Source organism: Hymenobacter sp. YIM 151858-1 (assembly GCF_025979705.1).
Classification (GTDB): domain Bacteria; phylum Bacteroidota; class Bacteroidia; order Cytophagales; family Hymenobacteraceae; genus Solirubrum.
Genome location: NZ_CP110136.1, coordinates 2,872,302 through 2,899,026, shown reverse-complemented (window position 1 = coordinate 2,899,026; position 26,725 = coordinate 2,872,302). Strand labels below are relative to the sequence as shown.

Sequence of the window (26,725 nt, the reverse complement as noted above, 5' to 3'; positions counted from 1 at the left end):
CCAACGCCGTGGCCGGCGCCCCCCTCGGCAAGGCCACAAGCTTGGGGAGGGCGCAACGGGCCGCAGCCGCGCAAATTTGCGATATTTGCAAAGCCAGGCGAGGTATCGGCCAGGATTGCGGGTGCGGGGAAACGTTTTGTTAACATTATGGTAACAACACCATAACATTAACGTAATCAGGCAACAATATGGAGTTGCCAACTTTGCAACCATATCCCTCTCCACCAAACACCTTTTCAAATGAAGGGTACCTTCACCCGTCTGAGCAGCTTCCTATTGGTAGGTTTGCTGGCTGCTTCGTGTTCGAAGCACAGCGAAGTAGCTCCCCAGCAACCTTCGGCCGTTAGCCAAAGCGCCGACGCCACCCGCGACAACCACCTGGCCATGGGCAACCCCAGCGGCGCGGTGGCCAGCACCTCGTACTACTGGAACTACCTCATGCAAAAGCCGCAGTACGCCATGTCGTACCACCGCGACCGGGGTACGCCCAACTGGGTATCGTGGCACCTGAGCTCGGCGTGGCTGGGCTCGGCCGCGCGCCAGGACGACTTCCGCAACGATACCGCCCTGCCCTCGGGCTGGTACCAGGTAGGCGGTAGCAGCTACTCGGGTTCGGGCTTCGACCGCGGCCACAACTGCCCCTCGGCCGACCGCACGGGCTCGACCACCGACAATTCGGCCACGTTCCTGATGACGAACATGATTCCGCAGGCGCCCATGAACAACCAGCGCACCTGGGCCAACCTCGAAAACTACTGCCGCACCCTGGTAGGCCAGGGCTACGAGCTGTACGTTATTATGGGTAGCTACGGCCGCGGCGGCACGGGTTCCAACGGTTACATGACGACCATCGACGCGGGCCGCATTACGGTGCCCAACCGCGTCTGGAAGGTAGTGGTGGTACTGCCCGAAGGCTCTTCGGATGCCAGCCGCGTAAGCAGCAGCACCCGCGTAATTGCCATCGATACCCCCAACGACAACTCGCTGCTCTCGACCTGGGGCTCGTACCGCACCACGGTTGATGCCATCGAAAGCGCCACCGGCTACGACATCCTCTCGAACGTGTCGGCCTCGGTGCAAAGCGTAGTCGAAGCCCGCGTGGATAACGGCCCCACCAGCTAATACTGCCCGTAGTTATTCAGCATAAAAAAGGCCGCCCACAGCGTGGGCGGCCTTTTTGCGTTTATGTGAGCGAACAGCCAGTAAGAAAGAACAACGGTGGAGAGAACCCGGAGCCTGCCCGTTAAAAGGCGAAGTTCACGGAGGCTTTAATCACGCGGTTTTGGGCGTCGAAGCGGTTGTTTTTATCCAGCGACGACAAACCGTAGTCGTAACCGGCGCTCAGGCCCAATCCGTTCCCGAACTGGTAGCCCGCGCCGCCGCTCACGCCAAAATCCAGCTCGCGGAAGTAGTCGCGCACCTCAAAGTCCTGCCGGTACACATCAAACCCCAGGGCGCCTGCTTCAACGCGGGCTTTGCCCGACACCAAGTAAGAAGCCTGCGGGCCGGCGTACAGGTACAACCCCCGCGTGAGGTAGGCTTTGGCCAGCACCGGCACGTCGATGTAGCCCATGCGCGCGGTGGCGGTGGCTTTGGCGTTCAGGAAATCGAATTGCTCCATGGGCACCCGGCCGCTCACGATTACGCCCTTTTCGGAGTATTGCACCCCGGGCTCAATCGTGAAGCGCGGACCTAGGGGCAGGCTCACGTAAGCACCCGCATGAAAGCCCGGGCGCTGCTGCTTGGTAATGGCGCCGTTGGCCAAATCGGTCAGGCTTTGCACGCTCTGCACCGCGTCGCCCGACCAGTCGGCCACGTTCAGGCCCGCCCGGATGCCGAAGCGTACGCCATCGGTTTTGTTGGCTGCCGAGGCCGCGGGGGCATTGGAGTAGGAGCGAACCTGTGCCTGGGCCGTAGCGGCCGAGCCCAGCAACAAGGCGGTAGCAAAAGCAAATAGGGTAGCTGCGCGGTTAGTATTCATGACCACGGGAGGAAAAAATCGGACGGAAAAAGGAAGGGCAATGCTGCGTCTCGAGGCTGCTGCGCATTGCTGTTTGGTCATCGCTATAAAACCGTGCCAATTCCGGCGCAGCGTACCGAACGCGGGCTCCGGTTGCCGCTGATCGATACCCCAAGCAGGAGTAATGCAGCACGCGGCTCGGCTGCGCGGAGGCAGGTTTGCCTGCCCACAACAACAAGCTTCCGGTCGGGGGCCCGTGGCCTACGAGCCCTAGGTGCACAAAAAAACGCGGCTGCCCGGGAGGGGCAGCCGCGTTGATGTTGCTGCGCGAAGCAGCTTAGTGGGTTTCGTTGCTGGAGGGCAGGCCTACACTTCCATCTTCGGCCGCCGGAATCTGGTTCATGTACGAGCGGAAGCTCATGGCAATTTCGCTGGCCAGCGAGTTGGCCTGGGCCCGCACACGACGGTCGTTCTTGGTGCGTTCGTTGTTTTTGTCGGCGCGCAGCTGGGTCAGGTAGTCATCCAGCGGTGCCGTGGCATCGAGGTTTTGCGGGTTGGGAATTACCCGAAACGCGCCTACGCTGTAGGTGTAGCCTTCGTCGGTAGCCTGAAAGTTGAACTCGAAGCGGGCCGTGCGCTCCATTTCCTGCCCTTTGTTGTCGAGCGGCTTAAGCTTCACGGTGCCCAGTACGCGCACGGTGCCGGCGGCGGCGTTGGTGGCAAAATCGGTTTTGGGCCCGAAGGCAAAGCGGCGCTCTACCCACTCCTGGGCACGGGCGTGCAGCGTTGAGCGGCCGTATGCGCCTGCCGGAACCCGTTCGCTGTATTCAACGGGAGCATCCGATTGCGCCAGGGCAGGCGTGCCGGCAAATAGGCAAAGCAGCAAGCCGAGTAATAGTAACGGTGATTTCATAGCACGGGGGCGGTGATGGAGACTTGGAAATGTGATGTGCAAAGCTCCGCTGAGTGCAGCAGCCAGGGGTTAAGCCAGCGTTATCAAAACATGAACCTGTGGGTGCTCAACTCGGCCTGATGCTTTGTATTTTCAGTAAATGTAAAAATGATTTTGGACTTTTTCTGCATATGTGGATTATATATATCGCGTCATGTTCAATCCTTAAAAAGTGAAATAGTACAAACAAAACTTTGTGCTTGCTCCAGCTGATAACGCGGCAAGGGTATTGCAGTCGGTTGGAAGTCAATAGTTTAATTGCTGTTGCAAAAGCGGTAACGCAATACCTTAGTAATATAAGCGAGCTGCCTGCTTAACATTTTCTTAACACTGGTTTTCTGCAGCCGGGAGGTTGCGCGTCTGATGAAGTTGGATACTTTTGCGACGTGCTTCTGAATCATCAACATAAAACGAAGCGCAGAACGGCTTTTTCGCAGGTTCTGCAACGGGGTCGGAGCCCGTTTTCGTTGATTGATTTCGTTTCTTTTCTGGCCTTGCCTTCGTTTGCCGCCCGGTTGTTGCCGGAGCGGTTTTTTTGTGTCCGTGCGGTTCGGCTGCGCGGTCAACCCACCGCCTGCATCGGCCCTTTAGCCGCCGTGTTCCAAGCTTGAGCCAGACCATGAAACAACCCTTTGCACCGGCCCAGGCGCGGAACCACAACCCGAGCGCGACGCCACGGCCCGCGGCCCTAAACAAAGCCTGCGAGGCCGAATTGCGCGCTGCCAGGCAGTGCGCGGGTGCCTACAACCTGGTAGCCAGTGCCTGCGCAAACACCAATACACCATTCACCCCCAATGGGCACGACGGCCGGAACTTGTTCTTGCCGAAGGCCCGGTAAGCTCATCGTCCGCAAAAGCCCGGTGCCTGCCGGGCCTCTTGTTTTCCATTTCCCCTAGGTCGGCCTGAACCGCAGCGCCGGCGCAGCGAAAAACTGCAGCAACCAGCAACACAGCCCTGTCGCGTCGGCCGAAGCATCTTTACGGCTGGCGGCTGAGCAACGGTGAGCATTAAGCCGCTAACCAAGCGGTAGAGGTGCTTCGGCCGGCGCGGCACGGCAAGTGTGCTGAGTGGCAGCTGTTTTATCGCCTTGCGCCACCCGACCACCCGAACCAAATAGCCCCATCCACTATGCAACTCGGACCTTCTTTAACGCTGCAGAATCCCGTGTGCCTGGCTGCCGCTCCTTGGCAGCTGCCCGACAACCTAGGCTACGAGCGCCTGGGTGCTATTTTCACCAAAACGGTCATCATGGAGCCGCGGCCCGGCGGGCGCGAAGGCCTCATCCGCGTAGCCGATTCGTCGCTGCTGAACACCACCGACCGCCGCACCGACGGCGCCGAGCAGCTGGTGCAAGACCACCTGCCGCACCTGCGCCGCCACGGCGTGCCCGTGCTGGTGAGCATCACCGCGCCCGGCATCCCCGGATTCCGAAAAATCGCTCGCTTTCTGGCCCGCGAAGCCGCTGGCCAGATTGCCGGCGTTGAAGTATACATTAGCAGCGCCACTACCCAAAAAGGCTTCGACCTGACGCCGCGCTTCGTGCGCGAAGCCACCGAAGCCGTGCGCAACGAGCTGGGTGCCGATGCGGCCCTCATCGTAAAGCTGCCGCCGTGGCCCGACCACGTGCGCGCCCTGGCCCTGGGTGCCCAGGAGGGAGGTGCCACGGCCCTGGCTGCCTGTAACACCTTAAAAGCGTTGCACCTGCCCGATGGCGGCGAGCCAATCCTCGGTGGCCTCTCGGGCGAGGCGCTGCGGCCCATGGCCCTGCGCTGCGTGTACGAGCTGGCCCACGACGAAAACCTGCAACTGCCGGTTATCGGCACCGGCGGCATCTTCACCGCCCAGCACGTGCGCGACTACCTGCGCTGCGGCGCCGCGGCCGTGCAGGTGGCCACCGGCGAGTGGCTGGAACCCGGCCTTACGGCCCGTCTCGCCACCGAATGGGAAACCGCGAATACCCTCACCGAAACCAAACCCGCCGCATGGATCAGCTAACTCGCCGCGCCCACACCACCGGCTCGCTGCTCTGCGTGGGCCTCGACCCCGTAGGGGAAAACGTAGAAACCCGCCTGCGCCAAGTGGTGGAGCAAACGGCCGAGTACGCCGCCGGCTTCAAGCCCAACCTGGCTTTCTTCCTGGCCCGCCCCGATGGGGTAGCCCTGCTGCAGCGCCTGCGCGAGTGGATACCCAGCGAAGTGCCGATGATCCTCGACGGTAAGTTCGGCGACATTGCCAACACCGCCGAGCGCTACGCCGCCTTTGCCTACGACATCATCGGGGCCGATGGCGTGACGGTGAACCCCTACATGGGCGACGACGCTATCGTGCCGTTTGCCCGCCCCGGCAAGGCCGTGTTCGTGCTGGCCAAAACCTCCAACAAGCCCGCCCACTCGCTGCAGGATGAACAGCTGGTGCGTGGCGGTACGCTCAGCGACCTGGCCGCCGATGTGGTGCAGGACCTCTACCCCCAGCACCCCGACCTAGGCCTGGTAGTAGGCGCCACCAACGCCGAGGCCCTGGCCCGCCTGCGCCAGCGCTGCCCCGAGCTGTGGTTTCTGGTGCCCGGCGTGGGGGCCCAAGGCGGCGACCTGGCAGCTACCGTGCAGGCCGGCTGCCGCCCATCCGACGGCCTGGGTCTTCTGATTAATACTTCCCGTAGCATCTGGCAGGCCGCCGACGCTGGCGCCGCGGCCCGCGACCTTACCCAACAAATTCATGCCCTACGCTCCGAGCGATTTTCAGCAGCAATTTGAGTTGCAGCTGCGCGGCGAAGATGCCCTGCTGAGCGGCCACTTCCGCCTTTCTTCCGGCCTGCACTCCGATACCTACGTGCAGTGCGCCCGCTTTCTGCGCCGCCCCGACCTGGCCGCCCCGGCCCTGGGTGTGCTGGCTAAGCTGATCCGGGAAGCCGGCCTACAGCCCGACGTGGTGGTAGGCCCCGCCATGGGCGGCGTGGTGGTGAGCTACGAGTTGGCCCGCCAGCTGCAAGTGCCCGGCATCTTCACCGAGCGCGACGCCGACACCAAGATGACCTTGCGCCGCGGCTTCACGCTGCAGCCGGGCGAGAAAGTCATCATCGCCGAGGACGTGGTAACCACGGGAAAATCGACCCTGGAGGTAGCCGAAGTGCTGCGCCGGATGGGCGTGGACGTGCTGGGCGTAGCCTGCCTCATCGACCGCACCGGCGGTCAGCATGAACTAGACTTCCCCCTGTTTGCGTTGCTACCGGTTCAAGCAGCCACCTATCAGCCCGAAAATTGTCCGCTGTGTGCCAAGGGCATTCCGGCGGTAAAGCCGGGAAGTCGGCCCGACGCGGTGCCGACGCTTGCGTAAGGGCGGCGGTTGTCGTTCTTTTGTAACTCCTTCGCTACCCTGTGCAACGAAGCTTCTCCCATACTCCCACCTCGCTCACGCGAACCCGGCCCAGCAAGGCCTCGTTCGACAGCATGTGGCGCCGTAGCGCACTGCTGAGCCGAGCCGCGGGCCTGCGCCTCGACGCCGAGCGCCGGGAAGTGGAAGAGCAGATAGCCGAGCGACGCCAGCAGCAACATGCCGAGTCGCAGCCGCAGCACAGTCAAACGTGCATAGCCGACCTCCGAAAGCAGCTGCGAAAACCCGTAGCCGCCGAGGTAGCAAAGCACCTAGGGTACTTCGGCGAAGATGCTTCTTCGAACACTCATGCCGCGCATGCGGCCTCCTGGAGCAACGCTCCGCACCATACTGTAAGCCGCCTTGTGGCCCGTACATCGGGCCCGGGGCGGCTTACCGCATTCTTGGGGTTTGCCAGTGGCGCGGAGTGGTACTCCGCGACGCGCGCCAGCGCGTTCCTCGCGTCTGCCGAAGCCGCCGACCACGCACTCTTCACGCAAGCTACTCGCCTGCGGCTCGTCGCGGAGTACCACTCCGCGCCACAACACTCGCTACCCTTCTGAGCTTTGGAAAACACCGCTTCGCATACCATCCAACTGATTCCGCGCCCTGGCCAGCACGACGGCGAAGGTGCCCGCGTAGCCGAAGCCGCCCGGCGTCACCTGCACCTGCGCACCGGCCGCGTGCAAACCAGCGCCGTGTACACCGTGCGCTACCCGCTGTCGGCCGAGCAGCTCGAAAGCTTCACCGCCCAGTGCCTCCAGGACCCGCTGCTGAATGATGCGGCTTTGGACAAATGGGCCGTGGCGCCCGAGTTCAAGAGCTACATCCTGGTGGCCAAGGGACCGGGCGTGACGGACGACGAAGGCACCTCGGCCCAGAACGCCCTGCAGGACTTCCTCGGCCTGGAGCTGGACATCCGCACCCAGCACATCTTCAGCAAGCGCCTGTACCTGCTGGAAAAGGAGCTGCCCGAGGTAGACCTGCGCCGCATCGCGGAGGAGCTGCTGGGCAACAAGCTCATCAACCGCTTTCTGGTTGGCCACACCGCCGAAGGCATCCGCGACTTCACCCCGCAGCCCGGCGGCGGCGCTGATTCTACTACCCACACCATCCGACTGGAGCACCTGACCGACGAAGAGCTGCTGCAGCTATCGAAGGAGAACGTGTACGCGCTGAACTTGGCAGAAATGCGCGCCATCCGTGACTATTACTACTCGGCCGAAACGCAAATCAGCCGCGCCGAAGCCGGCCTGACGCCCGACCCCACGGACTGCGAGCTGGAAATCCTGGCCCAGACTTGGTCGGAGCATTGTAAGCACAAGGAATTTGCGGCCATCATCCGCTACCGCAACGCCGTAACCGGCGAGGAAAAGGAAATCGACGGGCTGTTCAAGACCTATATAAAAGGAGCGACGTCGGAGGTTGACCGGCTGCTGCGCCAGAACGGCAACGACTGGCTCATCAAGGTGTTTTCTGACAACGCCGGCGCGGTGCGCATTAATAAGGATTCGTTGTTCGTCTGGAAGGTCGAAACCCACAACTCGCCCTCGGCCATCGACCCCTACGGCGGGGCCATTACCGGCATCTTGGGCAACAACCGCGACCCGCTGGCTACCGGCATCGGCGGCGCGCGGCTGCTGTTCAACACCAACGTGCTCTGTTTCGGCCCGCCGAACTGGGCGGGGCCGCTGCTGACCGGGCAGCTGCACCCGCGCCGGGTGTTTGAGGGCGTGCGCAAGGGCATCGAGGACGGCGGCAACAAGTCGGGTGTGCCGACGGTGAACGGGGCCATCGTGTTCGATGAGCGCTACCGCGGCAAGCCGCTGGTGTACTGCGGTACTGGCGCTGTGCTGCCCATGCAGCTGGCGGGCCAGGATGCCTGGGAGAAAAAGATTGACGCCGGCGACCGGATCATCATGGCCGGCGGCCGGGTGGGCAAGGACGGCATCCACGGCGCCACGTTCAGCAGCATCGAGCTGGACGAAGCCGCGCCGGCCACGGCCGTGCAAATCGGCTCCCCGATTACCCAGAAGCTGGCCATGGACTTCCTGCTGCTGGCTACCCGCCGCGGCCTGATCAAGTGCAGCACCGACAACGGTGCGGGCGGCCTGTCCTCGTCGGTAGGTGAGCTGGCCGGCATCAGCGGCGGTGCCACGGTAGAGCTGGAAAAAGTGCCGCTGAAGTACCCCGGGCTGCGCCCCTGGGAAATTTTCCTGTCGGAGTCGCAGGAGCGGTTTACGCTGGTGGTGGAGCCCGCTAAGCTGGCCGAGCTGAACGCGCTGGCCGCCGAAATGGAAGTGGAGCTGTCGGACATCGGGCAGTTCACCGACAACGGCCGCCTCGACGTGACCTTCGACGGGCAGCCGGTGGCCTCGCTCTCGCTGGAGTTTCTGCACGAAGGCGTGCCGCGCAAGGTGCTCGACGCCGAGTGGACGCTGCCGACCTTGCACGAACCCAAACTGCCGGCTTCGCTCGACGCGACGGAACTCCTTATCAAGCTGCTCGGCGCGCTGAACATCTGCTCGCGCGAGGCCGTGATTCGGCAGTACGACCACGAGGTGAAAGGCCGCACCGTCGTGAAGCCCTTGATGGGCCGCACCGGCCAAGCGCCGCAGGATGCGGCCGTGGTGCAGTTCAATTTCGATTCCTGGGAAGGCGTGGCGGTGAGCAACGGCATTCTGCCACGCTACGGCGACATCGACCCCTACCAGATGTCGGCCGGCGCCTTCGATGAGGCTGTGCGCCAGATCGTGTCGGTAGGCGGCAAGCTGCCCAATCTAACGCCCAGCGATGGAATATTCTGGTCGGTCAACGACAACTTCTGCGTGCCTGACTCGGTGTACGACCCCGTCACCAACCCCGACGGCAAGCAGAAGCTGGCCGCCCTGGTGCAGCTCTGCGAGGCCTTGCGCGACATGTGCGTGGCCTACCATATCCCGCTGACCTCGGGCAAGGACTCGATGAAAAACGACTTCAAGGCCGACGGGCAGAAGATTTCGGTGCCGCCCACGGTGCTGTACTCCATGACCGCCCTGATGCCCGACGTGCGCCGCGCCGTGACGTCGGACTTCAAAGCCCCCGGCGACTTGGTGTACCTGCTCGGCGACACCTACGACGAGCTGGGTGGCTCGGAGCTGTACCACCTCTTCGGCGAGCTGGGCCAGAACGTGCCCCGCGTGCGCCCCGCCGAAGCCAAGGACCTGTACGAGAAAGTCGGCCGCGCCCATGATGCGAACCTCATCGTCTCCTGCCACGACCTTTCCGACGGCGGCCTGGCCGTAGCCGTGGCCGAAAGCCTGTTCGGCGACGACAACCTAGGCGCCGAGCTGAACCTGGAAGGCGAGCTGCCAGCCCTGACGGAGCTGTTCTCAGAAAGCCACTCGCGCTTCGTGGCCACCGTGGCCCCGGAGGACGTGGTAGCCTTCGAAGCCCTGATGGAAGGCCGCGCCACCCGCCTCGGCGTGGTGACGAATAATGGCCGCTTGGTCATCCGTCATCAGAACAAGACGGTGGTGTACGCCGCTACCGCCGACCTGCGCGAGGCCTGGAGCAATGGCCCGGTGAACCGCGTAATGGCGGGTGAAGAACTTACCGCAAATGCACTGTAATATCGAAGGGGTGACTACGATGCAGACGACTGAAAACAGTGCGGGTGAATCGTTCAACGAGCGGCCGCGTGCGACGCGCCCCTACGCCGAACAACGAATGACGAACAACGAAAAACGCGTTCATGCCTTGGTCCTGACCGGCTTCGGCATCAACTGCGAAGAAGAACTGGCCGCTGCTTACCGGCTGGCGGGCGGCGAGGCCACTATCGTGCACTTCAACGACGTGCTCCACGGCCACGTCAGCATCCACGACTACGACGTGCTCAACTTCCCCGGGGGCTTCTCCTTCGGCGACGACCTGGGTTCGGGCGTGGTGATGGCCAACAAGGTGCGCTTCCGCAAGCTGCCCTCGGGCCGCACGCTGCTGGAAGAGCTCCGCGCCTTTATCGAGTCCGGCAACTACGTGGTGGGCATCTGCAACGGCTTCCAGATGCTGGTGAAAATGGGCCTCTTGCCCGATTTCGCCGGCCAGCAAGAGCGCGAAGTGACGCTGACGCACAACGCCTCGGGCCGCTACGAAGACCGGTGGGTACGCCTGGCGGTGAACCCCAACAACCGCTCGCCCTTCCTCAAGGGCCTGACCTCGCTGGAAGTGCCCGTGCGCCACGGCGAAGGCCGCTTGGTTATCCGCGACCAGGAAATCCGAAGCCGCATCCTGGCCGAGGGGCTGAACTGCCTGACCTACTGCGACGCCACGGGCTGCGAAACCGAGTTGTACCCGCACAACCCCAACGGCGCCGAGCTGAACTGCGCCGGCCTCACCGATACCACCGGCCAGGTGTTCGGCCTGATGCCGCACCCCGAGGCTTTCCTCTCGCTCTACAACCACCCCGACTGGGCCCGGCGCAAGCGCCTCGACCCTACCTTATCGGAAGAAGGCGACGGGCTGAAGCTGTTCCGCAACATCGTGGAGCACATCAGTCAGAGCCGTGCCGCGCAGCCTGCCGAGGCTGCCTCGAACGAAGTTTCTCTTTAGCCGCTTTTGTCGCTAATCCGCGCCATGAATACGCTTCCGTATTTCAATACGCCCCAGCTCCAGCTGCTGCACCGCGGCAAAGTCCGCGACTCGTACCGCGTCCCCTCGGGCGAGCGGCTTATCGTCGTGACGGACCGCCTGTCGGCTTTTGACTCGGTGCTGGAAACCGCCATTCCCTACAAGGGCGCTGTGCTCAACGGCTTAGCCGACTTCTGGTTTGAAAAAACCAAGGACATCGTGCCCAACCACGTCATCCGCGTGGTCGATCCGAACGTCATGCTAGTGAAGGAAGCCGAGCCGATTCGCGTGGAAATGGTGGTGCGCGGCTACCTGACCGGCTCCATGCTGCGCGGCTACCTGCAGGGCCAGCGCACTTTCTCGGGTGTTTCGGTGCCCGACGGGCTGAGCAAGCACCAGCGCTTCCCCGAGCCCATCGTGACGCCGACTACCAAGGAAGAATCGGACCGCGAAATCACCCCGGAAAACCTCGTTTCGGAGGGCTGGGTATCGGCCGAGCTGTATGAGCAGATGCGCGTCATCTCGCTAAAGCTGTTCAACTTCGCCTCGGCGTGGATGGCCGAGCGCGGCATCATTCTAGTGGACACCAAGTACGAATTCGGCCTACTCAACGGCGAGCTGATTCTCATCGACGAAATCCACACGCCGGACTCCTCGCGCTTCTGGGATGCCGCCGACTACGCCCGCAACCCCGAAGGCGCCGCCCAGATGGACAAGGAGTACATCCGCCAGTGGCTGATTGCGAACAAAGTCGACGGCAAGTACCCCACGGCCCTCACGCCGGAAGTAACCGCCGAAGCCAGCCGCCGCTACCTCGACATATACCAGCGCATCACCGGGAAGCCCTTGGCCGGTGCTGATGTGGACGATGTGGATGTGCCCGCCCGCTTGGTGCGGAACCTGGTGAAGGAAGGCTTTATGCAAGACGCTCGTGTGGAGCAGCTGAATGAATAGCAGCACGTCATGCTTCATCTGACGTCCGCGCAGCCGAAGCATCTCTCCCGCTTCGTTGAGAATACTATCAGTAGAGATGCTTCGACAAGCTCAGCATGACGACCTAGGGTAATCAACCTAGAATAACCGTTGGAGAGTCAGCCCAACGACCATCAACCACCCCGCCCTTCGGGCACCCCTCCTCATCTGAGGAGGGGAGTTTACGACCAACGAACCCGCCTTGCCCCAGCAACCAACCAACATAGTCCTCCTAGGTAGCGGCGCCCGCGAACATGCCCTCGCCTGGAAACTCACCCAGGACGGCGCCCGCGTGCACGTGCTGCCCGGCAACGCCGGCATTCCCGGTTCGGTGCCCGGCATCAGCGCCACCGACTTCCCTGTCATCCAGCAGTTCTGCCAGGAGCACGAGGTGAAGCTCATCGTGGTAGGTCCCGAGGCGCCGCTGGCCGCCGGGGTAGCTGACTACTTCGCCGAAACGGATATCCGCGTGTTTGGTCCGCGCAAGGCGGCGGCCGTGCTGGAAAGCTCGAAGGTGTGGTCGAAAGGCTTTATGCGCCGCCATGGCGTGGCTACTGGCCGTTCGTGGACGTTCCGCTCCGATCAGCTGGACCAAGCCCGCGCTACGGCTGCCGAGCAAGGTGGCCACGTGGTGCTGAAGTACGACGGCCTAGCCGCTGGCAAGGGCGTGTGGGTGTGCTCGTCAGTAGCGGAGTTCGACCAAGCCCTACAGGAAATGCAGGCCTTAAACCCGGCCGGCCACGACTGGTATTCTTTCCTAGTAGAAGAAAAACTCACCGGCCCCGAAATCAGCATCATCGGCATCACCGATGGCAAAACCATGCGGCTGCTGGCCCCCTCGCAGGACCACAAGCAATTGCACGCCGGCGACCTAGGGCCCAACACCGGCGGCATGGGAGCGTACTGCCCCGTACCGTTTGCGGATGACAACGTGCTGGCATCTATCCGCGAGGCAATTGTTGAGCCTACGCTCAGCGGTTTGCGCACCGAAGGGTTGCCCTTTATCGGTTTTCTGTACTTCGGCATTATGCTGACGCCCGCCGGACCCAAGCTGCTCGAGTACAACGTGCGCCTAGGTGACCCCGAAGCGCAAGTGCTCCTGGCCTCAATGGGCAGCAGCTTGCTCGAGGTGATTCAGGCCACGCTTAATGGCCGCTTGGCCGAAGTAGGTGTGCGCCAAAAACAGGGTGCGTTTGTGGGCGTGGTGCTGGCTTCGGGCGGTTACCCGGCAGCGCAATTCCCCACCGGGTTTGCCATCGAAGGCGTTGAGGCGGTAAGCCCCGGCACGCTGGTGTTCCAGGGCGGTACCAAGCGCAACGAAGCTGGCCAGCTGGTAACCAGCGGCGGCCGCGTGCTGACGGTGGTAGCGCACGGCCACGACCTAGACTTGGCCGTGGAGCACGCCTACGCTGAGGTGAAGAAGATTACGTTTCAGGATGCTTATTACCGAACCGACATTGGCCAACGGCCAACCCCGCAGCTTGTCTGAGTTGAAGCACACCCAGCGGCCGGCGCGGCTGGCCATCCTGCTGTCGGGGCGCGGCTCCAACATGCTGGCGCTGGCGCGCGAGGTGCGCGAGGGCGTGCTGCAGGGCGTAGCCGAGGTGGCGGTGGTGTTCAGCAACATTCCCGAGGCCCTAGGTCTGCAAGCCGCCCAGGAGCTCGGCCTGGCCACGGCCAGCATCGACTCGCGCGGGCGCAAGCGTGCCGAGTTCGACGCTGAGGTGGTAGCCGCGCTGGAGCAGTTCCAGCCCGATTACGTGGTGCTGGCCGGCTACATGCGCATCTTGTCGCCCACGTTTATCCGAGCGTTTGCTGGACGCATCGTGAACATTCACCCGGCCGATACGCACCAGCACCAGGGCCTGCACGCCTACGAGTGGGCCTGGGAAAACCGCCTGCCCGAAACGAAAATTACCGTGCACCTTGTTGACGAGGGCCTGGATACCGGCCCCGTGCTGGCCCAAGCACCCGTAGACTTGCGCGGCGCCGATTCGTTGGGCGAAGTGGAGCGCCGCGGCCTTGCCGTGGAACACCGTTTTTACGCCGATACCCTGGCCCGCTTCATCAGCGGCCAACTCACTCCTGAACTTTCCCCCACCCATTCCTTGCCGTCATCTGGCTCCCCCTCTCTTTCGGAGAGGGGGCCGGGGGGTGAGGCCCTTTCTTACCACTGATATGTGCGGAATTGTTGGTTTTTTCGGTCCGGATGACGTCGCCCACGACATGGTGTTTGGTCTCACCGCCCTGCAGCACCGCGGGCAGGACGCGGCCGGCATGTGCACCTTCGACGACAACTTCCACCTCTGCAAAGGCAACGGCCTCGTGGCCGACGTGTTCCGGCCCAAGCAGCTCAAGAAGCTGACCGGCAACATCGGCATCGGGCACGTGCGCTACACCACGCAGGGCTCCAACGATTCAGCCCTGGCGCAGCCCTTCACCACCAGCTACCCCTTCGGGCTGGCCATGGTGCACAACGGCAACGTCATCAACTTCCGGGAGGTGGCCAAGCGCCTGCACGAGAAGTACCACGTGTTGCCCAAAACCAGCAACGACCTGGAGCTGATCATGTACACCTTCGCCTCGGAGCTGCGCCTGAAGAACCTCGACAACCTCTCGGTAGTCGACATCTTCGACGCCGTGGAGACGACGCAGGAGCTGGTGAAGGGCGCCTTCGCCACCATTACCGTTATTGCCGGCCACGGCCTGCTGGCCTTCAACGACCCTCACGGCATCCGCCCGCTGGTGCTCGGCCGCCGCGACACGCCCGAGGGCCCCGTTTACGCCTTCGCCTCCGAAAGCACCTGCTTCGACTACCTGGGGTTCGAATTCATCCAGAACGTAGGCCCGGGCCAGGCGGTGTTCATCGACAAGGACTTCAACCTGCACTTCAAGAACCCGTACGAGCTGCCCAAGGCGTTCTGTGTGTTCGAGCAGATTTACTTTGCCCGCGAAGACTCCACGATTCACGGCCGCCTGGTGGCCCGCGAGCGGGTGCGCCTAGGTAAAATGCTCGCCCGCAAAGTCATGGCGGCCGGCATCGAGCCCGATATGGTTATCGACGTGCCCTCGTCGGGCTACTTTGCGGCATCGGGCCTCGCCGAGGCCATCGGCGTGCCGTACCGCCGCGGCTTGGTGAAGAACAACCACATGGGTCGTTCCTTTATCGTGAGTAGCCAGGCCGGGCGCGAAGACGTGGTGAAGAAGAAGCTGAACCCCATCCGCGAGTTTGTGGAGGGCAAGAAAGTGGCCGTAGTCGACGACAGCATCGTGCGCGGCACCACCTCGCGGCGCATCGTGCGCATCCTGCGCGAAGCCGGGGCCAAGGAGGTGTACTTCATTTCGTCGGCGCCGCCCATCATCTCGCCCTGCATCTACGGCATCGACATGGCCATGAGCACCGAGCTGATTGCCGCCAACTACACCGAGGAGGAAATCTGCCGCTACATCGAGGCCGACCGCGTGGTGTACCAGGACCTGGAGGACCTCAAGCAGCTCTTTCACGAAGAGCGCGGCCACGGCGGCAACTGCTTCGCCTGCTTCTCGGGCCAGTACCCCACCGGCGACGTCACCAAGTACCTGCGCCACATTCAGGAGGAGCGCGAAAGCCACCGCCAGAAGCAGGAGCGCCCCACCGAAACGTCGGTTAGCGCCAAGGCACCCGCACCTACGGAGCACTAGCAGCACGGCAAGCTCCCCTCCTCAGATGAGGAGGGGATGCGGCAGCTGCAAGCTGACGCTGGGGTGGTTGACCTCGCGTCAGATACTAACCTCAACCAGAAAAGAACGTCATGCTGAGCTTGCCGAAGCATCTCTACCGCTTCGTTGAGAATACTATCAGTAAAAGCGGTAGAGATGCTTCGACTTCGCTCAGCATGACGACCTAGGGTTATCGACCTTAGATAATCGTTCAAGCGTCAGCCCAACGATTATCAACCACCCCGCCCTTCGGGCACCCCTCCTCATCTGAGGAGGGGAGTTTCGTTCAACTTCTCTCGCATGAGCCAGACTACCGCCGCCAACCTCAAAGAAACCGCCGGCTATTCCATCGAAGAAGGCAACGCCGCTTCGCGCTGCGCCTACAACTGGGCCAAGAGAACCTTCGCTACCCGCGCTGGCAAGCCCGGCGAGCCGGCGCAAGACCTGGAGGGCGGCTTCTCGAACGAAATCCGTTTCGGCGCTGAGCGCCTAGGTATCGGCTCCGACGGCATTGGCACCAAGATCGAAGTAGCCGAGCGCGTTGACCGCTACGACACCTTAGGCTACGACCTTATTGCCATGGTAGCCGACGACCTGGTAGTAGCCGGCTTCATCCCCACGAACCTCTCCAACATCATCGACGTCAACACGCTCAACTACGACGTGGTAGACGAGCTGATGCGCGGCCTGCACGACGCGGCGCAGTTCAGCTCCATTGCCGTAACGGGCGGCGAAATTGCCGAGCTAGGCAACCGCATCGGTGGCTTCCCCGGCGCACGCATGAACTTCAACTGGTGCTCCACTGCCGTGGGCGTGCTGCACCCCAGCCTAGAACGGCCTCTGAGTGGTGCCAACGTGCGCGCCGGCCAAGCCGTGGTAGCGCTCCGCTCGCCTTCGTTCCGCTCGAACGGCTACTCGCTGGCCCGCCGCGTGCTCACCAAAGCCTTCGGCGAAAACTGGCACACCGCGCCCTACACCGGCACCGATGCCGACGTAATGGGCCAGACCTGGGGCGAGGTAATGCTTGCGCCTTCGCTCATCTTCGCGCCCGGCGTAGCAGCCGTGCTCGATGCTGGCCTGCAGCTGCACGCCGCCGCGCACATCACCGGCGGCGGCATTGCCGATAACTTTAAGCGCGTGCTGAAAAGCGGGGTAGGGGCCGAACTGCACAACCTGTTCGAGCCGCTGCCTGCCATGCAGCAGCTCGCCGACCTAGGCGGCATCAGCCCCGCCGATGCCTACCTGTACTGGAACATGGGCAACGGCATGCTGCTCGTAACCGACGCCGACCGGGCTGATGCGGTGGCCGCCGAGCTAACCAGTAAAGGCTACGAGGCGCAGGTAGCTGGCCGCATCACGGCAGAGCCGACTATTACGCTGAAGGTAGACTCAGGTGAGCTGCGCTACGAGGTGTAAGTTTTCACCTGGCAAGTCAAAAAGCTCGGCTTGACGCGCAGGGCATGAACTGGTGAAACAGGCCTGGGTAATACTGTCGACAGCCGCCGGTCTGGAGCTTTTGCCTTAATTCGAGGCTACGATCATCACAGCACGAATGAACAAAACTGAGTTTTGGCAGATAATGGAGGCCGCAAAGGCCGCCGCCCGGGGCGACCAGGAACTTCAGGAGCAGGCCATCATCAACAGCTTAGAAAAGCTAGAGCCCGAGCAGATAACTGAGTTTGAGTGCATTCTGCGGGAGTACTTGCTAGAGGCCGACCATTTCAACATCATGGCGGCGCAAAGGATTATCGACGGCTACGTGTCGGATGACACCTACCTGTATTTCCGGTGCTGGCTGATCGGGCAAGGCGAAGCGGTATTCACCAATGCGCTGCAAAACGCCGATACCCTGGCCAGTGTAGTAATCGACCCTTATCAGGACTTTGAAGCCTTGCTGTACGTGGCTACCCAGGCCTTCGGGAAGCGCACTGGCCGAGCCGAGGAGGATGCTACTTTCCCAAGGGCCGTGGCCGCCGCGCGCGGCCTCCACTACGACCTAGGGAGCGAAACCAAAGGCGAAGACTGGACCGAAAACCAGCTGCCCAAGATGCTGCCGAAACTCTGGAATAAGTTTGGCGCTTAGCAAAGCACAACGCCCGGCTGCTCGTGCGGCCGGGCGTTTTTGGTATGCTGATGCGCTTACGCCGGCCGCACCGCCCGCTTCTCCAGAATGAGCTGCGTACGGAAGCTGTTCAGACCCGCCTCTAGGCCCACTGGGTACACGTGCGGGTTCAGGAAGCGCCGGATGCTCGGGTCGAAGGAAGCCAGCTCCTGGTGCACCCGTTCGCGGCTTTCCGGCAGGGTGGGCAAATCGGCCACTAGCTTGCCCTGGCGGAACACCGGCTCCAGCAACTCGCGGTACTGCTCCGATTTCACAGGGCGGCGGCGCGTGGGGTCCATGGGGTCGACGATGGTGAGGTCGGCGGGCAGCTCCTCGGCGGTGTTGTAGAGCATATCGGCCACGGGTTTGCCATTGGTGCCTAGGTAGCGGCGCACCTGCAAAATGCCGGGGATGCTGGTTTTGGCCAGCTGCTCCGAAATCTTGACGGTGTAATCCCAGCCCGAGCCATCGGCGCGCTGCAGGGCCGCCAGCTTGTACACGCCACCTAGGGCGGGCTGGTCGTAGGCCGTAACGAGCTTGGTGCCGATGCCCCAGGTGTCGATGCGGGCGCCTTCGAGCTTGAGGGCGGTTACGAGCTGCTCGTCGAGGTCGTTGCTGGCCACGATGCGTACTCCGGGGAAACCGGCTTCGTCGAGCAGGCGGCGGGCTTCGCGGCTGAGGTAGGTAAGGTCGCCCGAATCGAGGCGGATGCCGCCCAGCTCGTGGCCGGTGGCGCGCAGGCGCTGCGCCACCCGAATGGCGTTGCGCACGCCTTCGAGCGTGTCGTAGGTATCAACCAAAAACACCGAATCGTCGGGGAAAGCGTCGGCGTAGGCATCAAAGGCTTCTTCTTCGCCCTCAAACGCCATAACCCAGCTGTGGGCGTGGGTGCCGCGCACCGGAATGCCAAACTGGTGCCCGGCCAGCACGTTGCTGGTGCCATCGGCGCCGCCTAGGTATGCCGCGCGCGTAGCCGACAGGCCACCGTCGAAACCCTGGGCGCGGCGCAGGCCGAACTCCAGAATCTGGTCGTGGTGGCCCACGGCCTCGCGGATGCGGGCGGCTTTGGTGGCAATCAGCGTTTGGAAGTTGACGAGCGTAAGCAGCGCCGTTTCAATCAGCTGCGCCTGCAGCAGCGGACCGCGCACCCGAATCAGGGGCTCGTTGGCAAACACCACGGTGCCCTCGGCAATGGCATCCACGTCGCAGGTAAAGCGCAAATCGCGCAGGTAGTCGAGGAACGCCGCGTCGAACAGGGCCGTGCCCTTGCGGCCGCGCAGCGCGCCTAGGTAGGCGAGGTCCTCTTCGCTGAAGCGCAGCTGCTCCAGCCAGTCGACTACATAGGCCAGGCCGGCGCAAATGGCGTAGCCACCGGCAAACGGCGGCTTGCGGAAGTACAGGTGAAACACGGCTTCGCGGTCTTGCATACCCTTGCGCCAGTAGCCGTAGGCCATGGTAAGCTGGTAGAGGTCGGTGAGCAGGCTGAGCGAGGGGCGGTACAGGCCCGAGAGGGGAGCGTTGGTAGGCATGGCAAGTGGCGGTGCGTTGCGCCAAGGTACGTGGCTGCGCCGATATCGGCTGAGCTTTGGAAGCCTGCCTAGATGCTGTTTCGGCTTTACCTGCCCGGCAGGGCGCTGGCTTTTTGTATCTTATGCAAGCGCAACGCGCAGGCCCTAGGTGGCCAAAACGGACTTGTAACGAGTGTACCTCCCACGCTTAAACAGTTCGCTTATGTTCGCCATCCGCCTTCTGTCGCTAGGTGCTTTGCTGATGCTGCTCAGCGCGGCAAGCCTTTTGGCCCAACAACGCCCGGCCACTGCTTCGCCTAGGTTGGAGCAGGAGCGGCAGCGCTGGAACCGCAGCCTCACCCGCGACACGGCCTACAAGTTCAACCGCCAACCCAACGCCTTACTGATGGAGGTGGCGAAAGGCCGCCAGCCCGGCAAAGCCTTGGATGTGGGCATGGGCCAAGGGCGCAATACCCTGTTTTTGGCCCGGCAAGGCTGGGACGTAACCGGCGTCGACATTGCCGATGAGGCCGTAGCCGAAGCCCGGGCCCAGGCCAGGCGCGAAAACCTGCGCATCAATGCCGTGGTGTCGCCCATGGAAACCTTCGACTACGGCACCAACCGCTACGACCTCGTGGCTTTTGTGTACGAAGGCTGTTTTGAGACGCACCCCGAGGTGCTGGCCAGCATCAAGCAAGCCCTGAAACCCGGTGGCGTGCTGGTGTTTGAGTTTTTCCACCGCGAAGCAGGCGTGGAAATGAATCGGCCCGATTTCGGCTGCCTGAGCGGGGCCGTGCAGGCGTTGTTTGCCAACGATGCCCGCTTTAAAATGCTGCGCTACGAGGAGAAAATGGGCATACCCGACTTCCGCAGCGGCAGCAACAAGTACCACCGCCCCCTGAAGCTGGTGTACTGCGTGGTGCAAAAGCAATAAGTTGTTGCCGGGCGTGGGGTGCAACTGCTTTGCCGGCGCGTGCTACTTTGCGCTATGAAACATCTACTCCTGGGCTTGGCACTGGTTGGCTCGGTGCAAGCCACCGTGGCGCAGCAAAAAGCAGCCAAGCCTGTCAAGACAAATATTTCGGCCGCTACGGTGGAGCGCGTGGAGCGTACCCTGGCCGACGACAAGATGCGCGGCCGGGCCCTGAACACCGGCGCCAACGACGCGGCGCAGTTTCTGGCCGGCGAGTTCAAGCGCATTGGCCTCAAGCCGCTGCAGGGCCTCGCCTCGTTCGAGCAGAAGTTTCAGGTGTTTGAAATCAACACCACCAGCGTGCAGGCCTCGCTGAACGGCACAGCCGTACCGCGCGAAAACGTGGTGCTGATGTCGGGCCAGGAGCAGGTAAGCTGGATTAGCGGCCAGAACGGTGCCCCGGCGGCCATGGTATCGGCCGAAAGCCAGGTAAACTGGGCAGCCGGCACCGGCGACAACGCCCCGAAGGTGTGCGTAATTGGGCCGCAGGCTGATTTTCGGAAGGAAATAGGCCCGCTGCTGCGCCAGAAGGCCAACGTGCTGGTGCTCATCGACCCCGCCCACGCGGCCATGTTTAAGCGTCTGGCCGGGCAAACGCAGCACAGCACGTTCCGCAGCGAAAAGCCGCAGCCCTACACGGCAGCCTTTATCCTGGCCCCGGCCACGGTGGCCAACGGTGCCAGCTACCAGCTGACGGGTGCTACCAGCATCAAGCCACTTGAAATCCGTAACGTGGTGGGCGTGCTGCCCGGCCGCGACAAGAGCAAGGCGGCCGAGCAGGTAGTCTTCTCGGCGCATTACGACCACATCGGCTACTTGCCCGCCGTGGCCGGCGACTCCATTGCCAACGGCGCCGACGACGATGCCTCGGGCACTACCGCCGTGGTGGCTCTGGCCGAGCACTTCAAGAAAGCCAAAAACAACGCCCGCTCGCTGGTGTTCGTGGCCTTCACGGCCGAGGAAGTTGGCGGCTTCGGCTCGCAGTACTTCTCGAAGCAGCTCGATCCCGCGAAGGTTACGGCCATGTTCAACATCGAGATGATTGGCAAGGTGTCGAAGTTTGGCCCCGGCACGGCCTTTATCACGGGCTTCGATAAATCGGACTTCGGCCAGATTTTGCAGCGCAACCTGCAGGGCTCCGCGTTTAAGTTCGAGCCCGACCCGTACCCCGAGCAGCAGCTGTTCTACCGCTCCGACAACGCCACCCTTGCGCGCCTAGGTGTGCCGGCCCATAGCATCAGTACTGACCAGATTCCGACGGACAAGCTCTACCACTCGGTTGACGACGAGGTAGAAAGCCTCGACCTGAAAAACATGACCGAAGTAATTAAGGCTATTGCCCAAAGCGCCACCAGCATTGTGAGCGGGCAGGATACGCCCACGCGCATTGCCGACGCGGGCACGCGGAAGTAAGCAACTGACAAAACCTTGCAGAAGGGCCGGTAGCTAAAATGAGCTACCGGCCCTTCTGTTGTTCAGCACTGCACAGTAACTGCTGATCTATGTCAGCAGCGGCTTGTGTGCACCACTGTTGCATGGCATCCAAGTTGGGCCCGGTGGTTGTTACTGTGTGGCCCGAAGCACGCGTAAGCTCAAGGCAGTAGACATTGTTGCTTACCTCCTGGCAGCATGCTTGCCATCCGGCAGGAGGGGTCCAGGTATCGGGCATATGCGAATACGATAAGCAGCGGCGAGAGCAGGAGTTAAGGTAGAATAGATCAAAGCAATACCGAACACACTGTCCACAATCGGACATATTTTCGAAGCGCTGCCGATCAATTATAAATTATAAATTATTAATTATCAATTAGTTGAAAGTTTGGCATTGGGCTTGGCTACTACTACCCGAATCCGACCCCAATCCGAACGAAAATGGACAGAGCTATTTCGCCCGCCACGTATGCCAAACGCCGCACCCGGCGCCTGTTGCTGGTAGTTGCCGCCTTGGCGGTGGCGGCCGTGGGCCTGTGGGCCTTCCGCGGTGTGCTGAAGCCCAGCATCAGGCAGGAGGAAATCCTGACGGCGGCCGTAGAAACCGGCGACGTAGAGGCTTCCATCACGGCCACTGGCCTCATCATTCCGGCGCATGAGGCCGTCATCACCAGCCCCATCCAGTCGAGCATTCGGCGGGTGCTGCTTACGGCCGGCGCCAAGGTGCAGCCCGGGCAGCCCATTCTGGAGCTCGACAAGGAGCTAACCAGCAGCGCGCTGGCTAAACTGCAGGACGAGCAGCTGCAAAACCGCAACAAAAGCACCCTGCTGCAGCTCTCCCTCGAGCGCAGCCTCAACGACCTGGAGGCGCAGGAGAAAGTGCAACAAGAGAAAGTGCGCAGCCTGCAATCGGCCCTGCGCGACGAGCAACACCTGCTCGGCATTGGCTCGGGCACTCAGGAGAGCGTGCGGCAGGCCGAGCTGAACCTGAAGATTGCCGAGCTGGAGCTGCAGAAAGTGCGCCGCCAGATCAGCAACCAGCGCCGCTCCAACGATGCCGACGAGCGCGGCCTGGGCTACACCATGCAGATCCAGGACCGCAACATTACCGAGTTGGCGCATAAGCTGCGCCAGGCCAACATCAGCTCCGACCAAGCCGGCGTGCTTACCTGGGTAAGCGAAGACATTGGCTCGACGGTAAACCAGGGCCAGGTGCTGGCCCGCGTGGCCGACCTGAGCTCGTTTCGGGTGCGGGGCTCCGTGGCCGATAGCTACGCCGACTCGCTGCACGTGGGCGACCCCGTGATTGTGCGCCTGGGCGGCGGCACCAATTTGCGCGGCACCATCAGCTCCATCAGCCCCGCTGCCGACAAAGGCGTGGTAACGTTCTATGCCCAACTCGAGCAGAACAACCACCCCGCGCTGCGCGCCAATCTGCGGGCCGATGTGTACGTGGTAACGCGGGCCCACCGCGGCGTGCTGCGCGTGAAAAACGGCCCCTTTTACCAGGGCGGGCGCGAGCAGCCGGTGTTTGTGCTGGAAGATGGCAAGGCCGTGCGCCGCACCGCGCGCTTCGGCGACGCCAACTTCGACTACGTGCAGATCATCAGCGGCGTGCGCTCCGGCGAGGAGCTGATCATCAGCGAAACCAAAGACTACGAACAGGCGCCCGAGCTCAGCATCAAACGCTAAGCCCACCCTTCTTTTCTCCCGACACTGCCCTTCTGAGCTATGAACCGACTGAATCTACCCTTTCTGCTGGAGGTGTTGCGGCTGTGGTTGCTGATGCTGGGCGCCACCGTGGTGCTGGTGCTGCTTACTATGTCGATTGCCTGGGCGCAACCTACGGCGCCGGCCCAGCCGGCCCTCACGCTGCCGCAGGTAATCGAGCTTACCCTAGGTCGGGCGGCGGTGGCGAAGCAGGCCGTAACCAACCGCGAAACCAGCCTGTGGCAGTACCGCTCGTTTCGGGCCGACTACAAGCCGCAGTTGGCCCTGGAGGGCGTGCTGCCCAACTACAGCCGCACCATTACGCCCGTAACGCAGCCCGATGGCACCACCGATTTTCGCTACGTGCGCATCAACAACTCGTACCTGGCCACCACGCTCAGCCAGGGCATCGGCCTTACGGGCGGGCGCATTACGGTGGGCTCCACGCTGCAGCGCTTCGATAACTTCGAGGGCAACCAGCGCCTCTACAACAGCAACCCCGTGGCCGTGGGTCTGGTGCAGCCCCTAGGTGGTTTCAATGCCCTGGGCTGGAACAAGCGCATCGAGCCGCTGCGCTACCAGGAGGCCGAGCGGCAGTACGTGGAGGAGCGCGAAACCATTGCGCGCCGCGCCACCGAGCTGTACTTCGATGTGCTGCTGCAGCAGGTAAACGCCGGCATTGCGCGCCAAAACCGCCAGGTAAGCGAAGACATGCTGCGCATGGGGCGCGAGCGGCACCGCCTGGGTCGGTTGTCGGAAAACGATTTGCTGCTGCTCGAGCTGAACCTGCTGAACGCCCAGCAAGCCGAAGTGCAGGCCAACGTGGATGCCCAAAATGCCGCCGTGCAGCTGAAAGGCTACACCGGCCTGACGGTAGACGCCGCCGGTACGCTCGACGTGCCCGCGGCCGCCCCCAAGCTCGACGTAGCGCCCGAAGCCGCCTTAACCCAGGCGCGGCAGTACCGGCGCGAGGCGCTGATGTTTCAGCGCCGCCTGCTCGAGGCCGACCGCAACGTGGCGCAGGCCAAGGGTACCACCGGTTTTCAGGCCAGCCTTACGGCCTCGTTTGGCCTGGCGAGCAGCGGCGAGCAGTTTCGCAGCAGCTACCTCAACCCCAACGACCAGCAGCAGGTACGCCTGGGTTTCTCGATGCCCATTGTGGATTGGGGCAAGACGCGCGCCACCGTGAAAACCGCCGAGCTGGCCCGCCAGCAGGCCAAAGTAACCGTGGAGCAGGAGCAAATGACCTTCGAGCAATCGGTGCTGTCGCAGGCGGCGCAGCTGGGGGCCCTGGAGCAGCAGCTGGCCCTGGCCGCCCGCGCCGATTCGCTGGCCCAGCGCCGCTACCACATTGCCCGCGCCACCTACCAGGTAGGCCGCATTTCGCTTACCGACCTCAACATTGCCCAAAGCGAAAAAGACCGCGCCAAGCGCGCCTACATTGCCGCGCTGCGCGCCTCCTGGGTAGCGTATTATCAGCTGCGTACCCTTACGTTGTACGACTTTGAGCGGCAGCAGCCCTTGCTGGCCGCCAGCAATTAGGCCCTAGGTACCTGGGGCGCCGCAGCGCACGAGCAGCAAAAAAGCAGCCGGCCCGCCGCTCCAGCGTGAGCGGCGGGCCGGCTGCTATGGGGCTGCCCAGGGCCTTAGCGTTTTTTCTCCCACTCGGCCACGCGCTTGCCTTGCAGGCGCTGCCCCAGGTTCTGAAACCAAACGCCGGCTTTGGTGCGCGGCTGGGCCTTGGTGCGTTTGCGCTTCCGGCGACTTTCGGCGGCGTTGCTGCTTGGCTCCGCATCGGTGGCGGCGCCTGGGTTGCGCGCTGGGGCGGCCGGTACCGCGGCCGATGCAGCCGAAACCTCCGCCGGCAACTGCATGTTGCGCGGCAAGCCGGCCTCGCCTGCCTTGCTGATGACGCGCACGCTCAGGCGGCGGTTGAGCGCCCGGCCCACCGCGCCGGCATTGGAGGCAATAAAATAATTGGCCCCGAAGCCTTCGGCCCGCAGGCGGCGCGGCTCTACGCCCAGGCGCACCAAAGCGCGGCGGGCTTCGTTGGCGCGCTGCTGGCTAAGCCGCAGGTTTGCCGCCGGGTCGCCGGTACCATCGGTGTAGCCGCCGAGCTGCAGGTGCACCTCCGGAAAAGCCTTCAGGATTTTGGCCACGTTGCGCAGCTGCTCGCGCGAGCCATCGGTGAGGGTAGCGCGGCCGGGCTCGAAGTACACGCGGTCGAGGTTGATCCAGCCCACGGCCGGGCTGATGGTATTGGGGCCTTTGTTGGGGTCGGAAAGAAAGCGGTAGAGCTGGTACTCGGTGGAGTTGGTGCCAACGTTCAGCGTGTTGCCGTCGGCCAGGGTAACCAGCAGTTGCGGCCCCGTTTCGCGGATGTAGGTATCGGTAAGCACATCGTAGTAGCCAGCCGGGTACGAGGCCGGGTAGGTGCTGGCGGTGGGCACGGGGCGCGGGGCAGCCGGGGCCTCGGCGAGGGCAGGGGCAGGAGCCACAGCCTGGGCAGGGGCGGGCACCAGCCGGGAGCGGTACCCAAAGCCAAAGCCCAGGCCCAGCGCCGGCACCAGCAACAAGGCCCATTGCCACCGGGGCGCTTTGCGCCGCCGCACGCTGGTGAGGGCCGGCGTAAAGGTGATGCCGCCGCCCACGCTGCCCCAGGTGCCGTCGGCAGCTGGGGCGGCAGGGGGCATTGGGGGTTCGGGCGGGGCGGGGGGTGTTGCCGGCCCCAACGGTTGGGCGGCCCCGGATTTAAGCGGCGTAGGGCCCGCCACCGGCCGGTCGATGGGCTCGGCCGCGGCCATGGCCCTAGGTGTGGCCAGGCGGGGGCTGGCGGGTTGGTGCTGCAGCCACGCGCACAGGGCGGCGGCATCGAGGCTGTGCTCGGCGGCGTGCTTGCCCAGGGTGCCCAGCACGGCGGCCACGGCTACATCGAGCAGGTGCTGCAGCTCGGCGGCCGAGAGGCCGCGGCGCGCCGCCATGGCCGCCGTGGTGCTGGCGTAGGCGTCGCCCAGCAGGCCCTGCATCAGGGCTACGCCGCGGCCGTGCCAAGGCTGCCGGCCGGCGGTGCTCAGCTGGTGCAGCACCTGGTTTTGGTGGGCTTGGCGGGTTAGGGTGCAAACGGCCTCGGGGCCGTTGGGCTGGCGGGCGCGCCCGGCCAGGGCGCTTACCACCAGGGGCAGCACCTCGGCAAACGTGCGCTCAATGGTGCCGGCGTCCTCGTCGAGGGCGGTGGCCAGGGCGTTCAGGTGTTCGGCCTGCAGAAAAGTATGAACCTCTTCCACTAAGGCTTTATCGGGGCTCATGGTAGTAGTGGGCATACAGCAAGGGGCAATCTGCTACAATACGCGAATAAGAGGCGGCGGTTGGGCAAGCCCGGGGGCAGTCGAAACCGCACAAGGGCGCCTTCATTTCCGAACACCTTGTCCGGTTCCGGACAATATTT

General features: G+C 63.2%; 21 protein-coding genes. 17 read left to right on the top strand and 4 right to left on the bottom strand.

The genetic code is table 11. From position 1 onward, the window contains the following. The first annotated feature begins 240 nt into the window (after positions 1-240). Entirely contained in the window at positions 241-1,122 is an 882-nt protein-coding gene (locus OIS50_RS12790; protein WP_264691026.1) for a DNA/RNA non-specific endonuclease, read from the top strand. Positions 1,123-1,243: 121 nt separating this feature from the next. Here the strand turns inward: OIS50_RS12790 and OIS50_RS12785 are convergent, their stop codons facing one another. Further along, positions 1,244-1,981, bottom strand: a complete 738-nt coding sequence (locus OIS50_RS12785) for a porin family protein (RefSeq protein ID WP_264691025.1) — start codon at positions 1,979-1,981, stop codon at positions 1,244-1,246. A 316-nt stretch (positions 1,982-2,297) separates the two neighbouring features. Continuing rightward, entirely contained in the window at positions 2,298-2,873 is a 576-nt protein-coding gene (locus OIS50_RS12780) for a DUF4468 domain-containing protein (protein ID WP_264691024.1), read from the bottom strand. A gap of 1,167 nt (positions 2,874-4,040) precedes the next feature. On the opposite strand from OIS50_RS12780, the gene OIS50_RS12775 reads away from it, so the two are divergent. The 12 genes from OIS50_RS12775 (at position 4,041) to OIS50_RS12720 (ending at position 17,640) form a co-directional block, all read left to right on the top strand. Next, a complete protein-coding gene (locus OIS50_RS12775) occupies positions 4,041-4,907 on the top strand; it encodes a dihydroorotate dehydrogenase (protein ID WP_264691022.1) in 867 nt (288 codons plus the stop codon). Then, positions 4,895-5,665 (top strand): orotidine-5'-phosphate decarboxylase, encoded by a 771-nt coding sequence (gene pyrF / locus OIS50_RS12770; RefSeq protein WP_264691021.1) that lies wholly within the window; start codon positions 4,895-4,897, stop codon positions 5,663-5,665. The genes OIS50_RS12775 and pyrF overlap by 13 nt, the downstream gene beginning before the upstream one ends. Further along, on the top strand, positions 5,628-6,245 hold the full coding sequence (gene pyrE, locus OIS50_RS12765; RefSeq protein ID WP_264691020.1) for an orotate phosphoribosyltransferase: 618 nt from the start codon (positions 5,628-5,630) through the stop codon (positions 6,243-6,245). Before pyrF ends, pyrE begins: the two co-directional genes overlap by 38 nt. A 41-nt stretch (positions 6,246-6,286) precedes the next feature. Continuing rightward, positions 6,287-6,844, top strand: coding sequence for a hypothetical protein (locus tag OIS50_RS12760; protein WP_264691019.1), 558 nt, complete (start codon positions 6,287-6,289; stop codon positions 6,842-6,844). Positions 6,845-6,847: 3 nt separating this feature from the next. Beyond that, positions 6,848-9,892, top strand: a complete 3,045-nt coding sequence (locus OIS50_RS12755) for an AIR synthase-related protein (RefSeq protein WP_264691018.1) — start codon at positions 6,848-6,850, stop codon at positions 9,890-9,892. 97 nt (positions 9,893-9,989) lie between these two features. After that, positions 9,990-10,868 (top strand): phosphoribosylformylglycinamidine synthase subunit PurQ, encoded by an 879-nt coding sequence (locus tag OIS50_RS12750; protein ID WP_264691017.1) that lies wholly within the window; start codon positions 9,990-9,992, stop codon positions 10,866-10,868. Between the two features lie 24 nt (positions 10,869-10,892). Beyond that, a complete protein-coding gene (locus tag OIS50_RS12745) occupies positions 10,893-11,840 on the top strand; it encodes a phosphoribosylaminoimidazolesuccinocarboxamide synthase (RefSeq protein WP_264691016.1) in 948 nt (315 codons plus the stop codon). A gap of 220 nt (positions 11,841-12,060) precedes the next feature. Beyond that, the gene (gene purD / locus OIS50_RS12740; RefSeq protein ID WP_264691015.1) at positions 12,061-13,347 is read left to right on the top strand and encodes a phosphoribosylamine--glycine ligase; all 1,287 of its coding nucleotides are present in this window, start codon (positions 12,061-12,063) and stop codon (positions 13,345-13,347) included. Continuing rightward, positions 13,340-14,035, top strand: a complete 696-nt coding sequence (gene purN / locus OIS50_RS12735; RefSeq protein ID WP_264691014.1) for a phosphoribosylglycinamide formyltransferase — start codon at positions 13,340-13,342, stop codon at positions 14,033-14,035. The genes purD and purN overlap by 8 nt, the downstream gene beginning before the upstream one ends. Position 14,036: 1 nt before the next feature. Continuing rightward, positions 14,037-15,539 (top strand): amidophosphoribosyltransferase, encoded by a 1,503-nt coding sequence (gene purF / locus OIS50_RS12730; protein ID WP_264691013.1) that lies wholly within the window; start codon positions 14,037-14,039, stop codon positions 15,537-15,539. Positions 15,540-15,857: 318 nt separating this feature from the next. Beyond that, positions 15,858-16,973, top strand: a complete 1,116-nt coding sequence (locus OIS50_RS12725; protein WP_264691012.1) for an AIR synthase-related protein — start codon at positions 15,858-15,860, stop codon at positions 16,971-16,973. A 136-nt stretch (positions 16,974-17,109) separates the two neighbouring features. After that, complete coding sequence (locus OIS50_RS12720) at positions 17,110-17,640, top strand: DUF4240 domain-containing protein (protein WP_264691011.1); 531 nt, start codon at positions 17,110-17,112, stop codon at positions 17,638-17,640. A 56-nt stretch (positions 17,641-17,696) separates the two neighbouring features. Here OIS50_RS12720 and OIS50_RS12715 read toward each other — a convergent pair whose 3' ends face one another. Then, positions 17,697-19,187 (bottom strand): nicotinate phosphoribosyltransferase, encoded by a 1,491-nt coding sequence (locus OIS50_RS12715; protein WP_264691010.1) that lies wholly within the window; start codon positions 19,185-19,187, stop codon positions 17,697-17,699. Between the two features lie 202 nt (positions 19,188-19,389). Here OIS50_RS12715 and OIS50_RS12710 point away from each other — a divergent pair, with 202 nt between their 5' ends. From OIS50_RS12710 to OIS50_RS12695, 4 genes are all read left to right on the top strand, one after another. Further along, positions 19,390-20,100, top strand: a complete 711-nt coding sequence (locus OIS50_RS12710) for a class I SAM-dependent methyltransferase (protein WP_264691009.1) — start codon at positions 19,390-19,392, stop codon at positions 20,098-20,100. Between the two features lie 54 nt (positions 20,101-20,154). Continuing rightward, positions 20,155-21,552, top strand: a complete 1,398-nt coding sequence (locus OIS50_RS12705) for a M20/M25/M40 family metallo-hydrolase (protein WP_264691008.1) — start codon at positions 20,155-20,157, stop codon at positions 21,550-21,552. A 459-nt stretch (positions 21,553-22,011) separates the two neighbouring features. Continuing rightward, a complete protein-coding gene (locus OIS50_RS12700) occupies positions 22,012-23,262 on the top strand; it encodes an efflux RND transporter periplasmic adaptor subunit (protein WP_264691007.1) in 1,251 nt (416 codons plus the stop codon). 39 nt (positions 23,263-23,301) lie between these two features. Continuing rightward, complete coding sequence (locus OIS50_RS12695; protein ID WP_264691006.1) at positions 23,302-24,822, top strand: TolC family protein; 1,521 nt, start codon at positions 23,302-23,304, stop codon at positions 24,820-24,822. A 104-nt stretch (positions 24,823-24,926) separates the two neighbouring features. Here OIS50_RS12695 and OIS50_RS12690 read toward each other — a convergent pair whose 3' ends face one another. Then, complete coding sequence (locus OIS50_RS12690) at positions 24,927-26,600, bottom strand: OmpA family protein (protein WP_264691005.1); 1,674 nt, start codon at positions 26,598-26,600, stop codon at positions 24,927-24,929. Positions 26,601-26,725 lie beyond the last annotated feature (125 nt).